At 31.4% G+C, this 5393-nt stretch carries 7 protein-coding genes; all 7 read right to left on the reverse strand.

The annotated features are described in order from the left end of the window. Nucleotides 1–33 precede the first annotated feature (33 nt). A complete protein-coding gene (locus WCG23_12795) occupies nucleotides 34–663 on the reverse strand; it encodes a hypothetical protein (protein MEI8390747.1) in 630 nt (209 codons plus the stop codon). Beyond that, nucleotides 660–1412: an alpha/beta fold hydrolase gene (locus WCG23_12800; GenBank protein MEI8390748.1), complete on the reverse strand. Its 753-nt coding sequence runs from the start codon at nucleotides 1410–1412 to the stop codon at nucleotides 660–662. The genes WCG23_12795 and WCG23_12800 overlap by 4 nt, the downstream gene beginning before the upstream one ends. Before the next feature lie 60 nt (nucleotides 1413–1472). Then, nucleotides 1473–1943, reverse strand: a complete 471-nt coding sequence (locus WCG23_12805) for a MarR family transcriptional regulator (protein MEI8390749.1) — start codon at nucleotides 1941–1943, stop codon at nucleotides 1473–1475. Nucleotides 1944–2119: 176 nt separating this feature from the next. Next, a complete protein-coding gene (locus WCG23_12810; GenBank protein MEI8390750.1) occupies nucleotides 2120–3037 on the reverse strand; it encodes a type II restriction endonuclease in 918 nt (305 codons plus the stop codon). A gap of 3 nt (nucleotides 3038–3040) precedes the next feature. Continuing rightward, a complete protein-coding gene (locus WCG23_12815) occupies nucleotides 3041–3592 on the reverse strand; it encodes a hypothetical protein (protein MEI8390751.1) in 552 nt (183 codons plus the stop codon). Beyond that, on the reverse strand, nucleotides 3593–4435 hold the full coding sequence (locus WCG23_12820) for a DNA adenine methylase (GenBank protein MEI8390752.1): 843 nt from the start codon (nucleotides 4433–4435) through the stop codon (nucleotides 3593–3595). Continuing rightward, nucleotides 4426–5232: a site-specific DNA-methyltransferase gene (locus tag WCG23_12825; GenBank protein MEI8390753.1), complete on the reverse strand. Its 807-nt coding sequence runs from the start codon at nucleotides 5230–5232 to the stop codon at nucleotides 4426–4428. The genes WCG23_12820 and WCG23_12825 overlap by 10 nt, the downstream gene beginning before the upstream one ends. Nucleotides 5233–5393 lie beyond the last annotated feature (161 nt).

Raw genomic sequence — 5393 nt, forward strand, 5'->3', positions numbered from 1 at the left:
AGAATTAAGTTAAAAAAACTTTATCCTAATAAATTAAATTAACAATGCACTAGTGCCTTTAGCTTGAACTTTCTTTTCATCTGCCAACAATAATAATGAAAGGCTCTCACCTTTTTTTACTGAAGCGGGCATAGAATACTCCCTAAATTGTTCTGCTTCTTTAAGAATTTGTTTATTTCCGATTACTAATTTTAATTTACCTATAGTTGTTTCATACAATAAGCCACATACGCCCAAAGGAATAAATATTGGAGAAGCTAAAATAAAAGGCGGAACTAAAAATAATATTATAATAAGCTCATACTCTCCTTCTTTACTGCCATGTAATTGTTTCCTGTTTTCTATTCTAAGCCTAGCAGCTGCTTTCCAGTTTTCAATATTATCAATGGAAATTATTTCTATATCATTCTCTGAATTATTTTGAATTTTGTATAAATTTGCTTTGTATCCTTGCATTAAGTCACTTTTTAATTCGATATTTTTTTGAGAAAAAATCAATTTTGAACATAAATCATAGTTGGACGAATTACTATCACAAACAATAATATTTTTATCTGGGGTGACTTCATTAGCTGTTGCATTATTTACAGCCTGGGCTAAAATCGGCAAATTAACCGCAAAAAATATTAAAACCGAAAGAATAATAGTAAAAAATTTTTTCATACTCGAACCCTCAACTCGCTCTCTAAGACTGACATCCAACTGTTGCACTCGCTCATAAACCTTTCACGGGAATTGATATAAAGATCTTCCGCGTGAAAATCATCTTCAAAAATAGACAGTGCTTTTTTCTCACAAGATTTATTATACAACTCTTGTGAATGCCATGGATAGATAGTCGGGTCTTTTGCGCCGGAAATAAATAACACTGGCGCAGAAACAATTTCCTGAACGACATCTAAAGGGTTTACTTTATTTAATAATATATTACCTGGGCGTACAGACAGACTTCTGAACAGCTCAAACTTTTCAATAGTCGGGATAACAGCTTCTTTTTTGAAAAATCGGCTTTCAATTTTGTCAAAACTTACAGGCGAGCTTACTGCAATAAGCGAGTCGATGTCATTGTATTTTGCCGTATGAATTATAGAAATCGCCGCCCCTAAAGAAAATCCGATTAAACCGATTTTTGAATATCTTTGTTTTGCATAATTTACGACTGTTTTTAAATCTTCCGGCTCTTTTGCCGAAAAAGTATAAAGCCCGGAGCTTTTGCCATGTCCTCTGAAATCCATAGTTATTACATCATGATTTAAGAAAAAGTCTTCTGAGATTGCTTTAAAATACTTTGAATCCTTGCACATATACCAGCCGTGGGCGATTATAATAACAGAATCTCTTTTTGAATCATAATGATTAATCGCAATACTTGTATTATCTTCGGTTTCGAGAAATATTTCAGTAAAATTCATGACAAAATCTCCTTAAGTAGCACTCATAAGGTAAAGTTAGTTTTCTGTGAAATTTATATTTTATTTTTCGAGTTTTTCAAACCAGCCGGCGAGGATGCGCGAAAGGGTTTCTCTGTCCTGCACGGGAATTTTGTCTGCAATGCCGGAAATTGTTTCGTAGTAGCCTTGCCAAACTTCATCAAGTAAATCGGAACCTTTTTGGGTAATCTTAATCAGGTTTACTCGCCTGTCGCCTACTTGCGCTGAACGTTCCACGTAACCTTCTGTAATAAGCTTATCAAGCTGTTTTGTCATATTGGAAGCCGTTACGACAAGCCGTTTGCCGATTTCTATCTGACTTATACCTTCTTCTTTGCCTTGGTGTTTTACCACCATCATCATGTTGAATCTGGAAGTGCTGAGTCCGTGCTGCTTCAGATAATTTTCTATTTCTTTTTCTATAAGCGCATAAACGCAAGCCATCCCGTAAATTGAAGTTTCCACAAAATGATCTTTCTCCAAATCTATTCCGAATCGCTTAAATTGTTCCATATAATTTCTCCGAAAAAATGAAGTAACAATATTATTACTTTACCATTCAACTATTAACCTGTCAAGTGTACTTGTGCTAAATTTTGATTATTAAAATATTGACTTTAACTTTAATTATAGGCCTTGCCTAGCTTTTAACTCCAAATTCTCTAAAAGAAAAACAAAAAATTATTCATTTATAATATTTTTTCAAGTATTCCTTTTTCAAGCATCGCTAATGAGAGCAAGTAATCATTATGGTTAAAAGTTTCTCTTAGTGGTCTTGCTGTTGTTTTCCAACCTAAACCATCGGTAATCCAAACAAATTTAAACTTGTCTTCTAAAACATTAGATAAATCTCTATATTCTCCAGCTGTTGATTTTAATTTTGATCCGCCACCACCATAAAAATTAACTTCCATTAAAACAAGTTCTGTTTCTGTCTTTATAGCATAATCATAACGCCTTGAAGACTTATCAACAGGAACTTCGATTCCATAAGTTTCCTTAATTTTTTTAGCATCAGCTTCTTTTAAATAGCTATAGCCTTTTTTTACGCATAAATCCTGAACAAAGACGCCAACTATATCTTCCATAGAGTGACCGCCTCTATTTTTTCGAGCATTACTATCAAGACCTGCTTCAACACCGATCATGTAATCAACAAGATTTTTAATTCTTTTTTTAATAATTAATTCTCTAAAGCCGGTATTTGTAATAAATTTAAGATATTTTTTCAAATCTTCTTCAGTAGGATTTTTTATACTAAAATCAAAATCTTCATAAGTTAGCATTTTATTTCTAAAATCAACGAGAATCTTGAACTTTTTGCTGTTATCTCCGTTTCTAACAACTAAAGCAGGCAAAATTTTAATTAAGTGCGGATTATGTCGTATAAGACTTATGAATTCCTCGTCAAAATTATCTTTGCCGATAAGGTAATTAAGAGTATTTAACCCTATTTCAATATCTTTAATATTTTCAAATACCTTGTCCCAGTTTACAAAATAAGTCCACAAATTATTAGATGGTTTTAAATTATTCAGAAAATACTGAAAAATTTCATCTTCGTTGCTGCACCCCAATAATTCTTTATAAGCTGATAAAAATTTCATGATTTATCCTTTTTGATTTACCAATGTATTATTTTCAGGAACAGGTAAGCCCAATCGATCAAGAGGAATATATTCAAAATAGTAATCACAGCCAACACTATGAATATAATCCAATACATCTTTATATTTAGGATCTTTAAACCAATAACTTAATATATAAATGTATTCAACTTCCATATTTAATTTTGATAATAATTTTTTATATTGTTTCTTTTTAAAATCACAAGTTTGCAATTTCTCATCAACAGATCCTTGTCCTCCTTGATATTTACTTTCAAGAACGTAAAATACATTGTTTAAAAGAACATAAATAGAATCATCCGGCAATAATCGTTTTGAAATAATCTTCTTCCAATCAATGTTATGTTCTTTTAAAAATTTATAAAGTCCATGTCCTTTAAAAATATAGCCAACTGCTTCATTGTCATAAAATACTTCGCCTTTATCATTAACAAAATATCCATTAACTTGGTTAAGAAATGTCTTCAAATCTGTCTTAAGCTCAAAAACAAGACCAGTTCTTGTATTACCTCCTCCAATTCCACCAGCTTTCATCTAATAATTCCTCACTAAAACCTCTGTTATCTTCCCTCTCTTACTTGCAACAGAATTTATTGCACGGGAAGCAAAAACTTTTTTTATTTCATAATTTTTATATAATTCATTGATCCCCTTTGTGTCGGAATTTGAAAGCATAAAATAAACGCCCAAATTATCAAGTTCATCGCAAAGTTCTTTTAATTTAACTTGCATATCCCCTCCAAAACCTTCTTTTGTATAAGAAGTAAAACTTGATGTTTCATTTAAAGGAGCATAAGGCGGATCAAAATAAACAAAATCACCTTTTTGAACATGCTTTAATATTTCTGAAAAATCAGAATGTCTAATTTCAGTATTTTGGAATAATTGTGAACAATTTAATAAATTTACTTCATCAAGAATACGAGGATTTGAATATTTTCCAAAAGGAACATTAAACTCACCTTTGCTATTAACTCGATAAAGTCCGTTAAAGCAGGTTCTGTTCATATATATAAATCTGCTTGCTTTTTGAATATCAGACCACTTTTTGTATCTGCTGTTTCTGTCAATATTTCTAATTTCATAAAAATATTCTTCTGTATTTTTATGCTGCTTTAAATCTTCAATTAATTCATAAGCATTATTTTTTATAACTTGATAAAGGTTTATTAATTCAGGATTAATGTCGGAAATATAAGAATTTTCAGGGTGAAGGTTAAAAAATAATGCACCGCCACCAATAAAAGGCTCAAAATACCGGTTAAATTTTTTCGGTAAATTATTTTTCAAATCGGTAAGAAGCTGTCTTTTACCTCCTGCCCATTTAACTATTGGCAAGGTTTCGGAAATATAAATTTTTTCTAAAACTACTGACATAAGACCTCTTTTTTTATTTGCGGTAAATCTTCAAAACGTTTAATTGACAGATCTAAGTATTCTGATTCTATATCAATCCCAACGAACTTTCTACCTAATTTATTTGCCATTATACCGGTTGTGGAACTTCCGGCAAACGGATCAAGAATTAAGTCTCTTTTATTAGTCGAGGCAAGGATTATACGTTTTAATAATTCTAAAGGTTTTTGCGTCGGATGTTTTCCGTATTTTTTCTCATGAGTTTTAATTGCACCTATTGCCCATACAGAACGCATTTGCTTATCAGGCTTTTTAAGGAAATCATCTTCCCAATCGCCGTTTTTCATATTTTCATAGTTAAAAGTATGTTTTGCATTTTTGTCTTTTATAGCCCATAAAAGCGTTTCATGGCTTGCCGTAAAATATCTGCAGCTTAAATTAGGTGAGGCATTAGGCTTAAACCAAATTATATCGTTAAGAATTTTATATTCTGATTTTTGAAGAGCAAAACCACAAGAATAAATAGAGTGATAAGTTCCGCTAATCCATATTGTTCCTGATGGTTTTAATACTTTTTTACAGGCGTTTATCCATTCCATATGAAATTGAAAGTCTTCTTCAATACCTTTACTCTCATCCCATTTGCCTTTATTCACCGAAACAGCTTTACCGGCATGACAAGTAAAGCCCCCATTTGATAAATGATACGGCGGATCTGCAAAAATCATATCAAAAGTATTCTCAGGAATTTGTTTTAAAACTTCTAAACAATTCCCATGATACAGCCTAAATCCTTGTTTTTCATAGTATTTTTGCATTTTATCTCCTTGAGGAATCATTATAAATTAAAAGTCCGGACAAAGCTTCGAATGTTAAAAAATGATGCAAAAAATCACATGTAAGTTTCTGTATGAAATCTGTATAGTGACATCAACCCAAAAAACTCCCCTATTTAAAACTTAGTAACTCCTATGTAGAA

Source organism: bacterium, from assembly GCA_037147175.1.
Classification (GTDB): domain Bacteria; phylum Cyanobacteriota; class Vampirovibrionia; order Gastranaerophilales; family UBA9971; genus UBA9971.

Excerpts from the sequence above, each read along its gene's own strand:
- WCG23_12795 (MEI8390747.1), bottom strand. The coding sequence starts at position 663 with ATGAAAAAATTTTTTACTATTATTCTTTCGGTTTTAATATTTTTTGCG.
- WCG23_12800 (MEI8390748.1), bottom strand. The coding sequence starts at position 1,412 with ATGAATTTTACTGAAATATTTCTCGAAACCGAAGATAATACAAGTATT.
- WCG23_12805 (MEI8390749.1), bottom strand. The coding sequence starts at position 1,943 with ATGGAACAATTTAAGCGATTCGGAATAGATTTGGAGAAAGATCATTTT.
- WCG23_12810 (MEI8390750.1), bottom strand. The coding sequence starts at position 3,037 with ATGAAATTTTTATCAGCTTATAAAGAATTATTGGGGTGCAGCAACGAA.
- WCG23_12815 (MEI8390751.1), bottom strand. The coding sequence starts at position 3,592 with ATGAAAGCTGGTGGAATTGGAGGAGGTAATACAAGAACTGGTCTTGTT.
- WCG23_12820 (MEI8390752.1), bottom strand. The coding sequence starts at position 4,435 with ATGTCAGTAGTTTTAGAAAAAATTTATATTTCCGAAACCTTGCCAATA.
- WCG23_12825 (MEI8390753.1), bottom strand. The coding sequence starts at position 5,232 with ATGCAAAAATACTATGAAAAACAAGGATTTAGGCTGTATCATGGGAAT.